This is a genomic window from Streptomyces sp. NRRL F-4489 (assembly GCF_001509485.1).
Lineage (GTDB): Bacteria > Actinomycetota > Actinomycetes > Streptomycetales > Streptomycetaceae > Streptomyces.
Window position 1 is genome coordinate 1 of sequence record NZ_LLZI01000212.1, and the last position, 225, is coordinate 225.

General features: G+C 55.1%; 1 rRNA gene. It reads left to right on the top strand.

Annotated features, from left to right (window positions below):
• Positions 1–131: 131 nt before the first annotated feature.
• Positions 132–225: ribosomal RNA gene (locus ADL22_RS15775) — 16S ribosomal RNA — on the top strand; the annotation flags it as partial.

The window sequence follows — 225 nt, forward strand, 5'->3', positions numbered from 1 at the left end:
TGAAAAGCCCTCCCAAGCTTGGGAGGCACACAGCGAGGACGCTGTGAACGGTCGGATTATTCCTCCGTACCGTTCCGCTCAACGCGAGTGTCACACCGGCAGTTTTTAATTAAACGCAGCCCGGTAAAGCATTCACGGAGAGTTTGATCCTGGCTCAGGACGAACGCTGGCGGCGTGCTTAACACATGCAAGTCGAACGATGAACCTCCTTCGGGAGGGGATTAG